This is a genomic window from Rhizobium sp. 01T444 (genome assembly GCF_056398305.1).
Genome location: NZ_JBFTPD010000360.1, coordinates 1 through 548, shown reverse-complemented (window position 1 = coordinate 548; position 548 = coordinate 1). Strand labels below are relative to the sequence as shown.

Annotated in this window: 1 protein-coding gene; it reads right to left on the bottom strand. The window is 60.0% G+C overall.

From position 1 onward, the window contains the following. Positions 1–74 precede the first annotated feature (74 nt). A partial coding sequence (locus AC1DTN_RS38930; protein WP_477925575.1) for a lyase family protein occupies positions 75–548 on the bottom strand: 474 nt, incomplete at its 5' end.

The window sequence follows — 548 nt, the reverse complement described above, 5'->3', positions numbered from 1 at the left end:
GTTCTGCAAGCCGCCATGACCTGATGCTCAAGTTGACGACAGGGCGGACTCCAACAAGGGCCGCGCGGGCTTTTTCAACGGTTCGGGGTCACAAGCCGGATTGGCTGCGTCAGGTTCTCCGGGACGAGCAATGCGGTCATTTCCGCGGAGCTCATGATCCCCAGTTGCTCGGCCGTGGCGGCGATTGTGTTGCCGGTGGTCAGTGCCGACTTGGCGATCTTGGCGGCCTTCTCGTAGCCGATGATCGGATTCAGGGCCGTGACGAGGGTCACCGACTCTGCCACCCGCTTTGACAGAACTGAATGGTTGGCTTGGATACCCTCCACGCAGTTGACTTGGAGCGTTTTGCAGGCGTTTGCGAGATGCTTGGTGCTCTTGAACAGCGCCCATCCCATGATCGGCTCGAAGGCATTGAGTTGCAGTTGACCGGCCTCGGATGCCATCGTGATCATCAGGTCGTTGCCAATCACCTCGAACGCCACTTGGTTCATCACCTCGGGGATAACCGGGTTGACCTTGCCGGGCATGATCGAGGAGCCCGCCTGGCG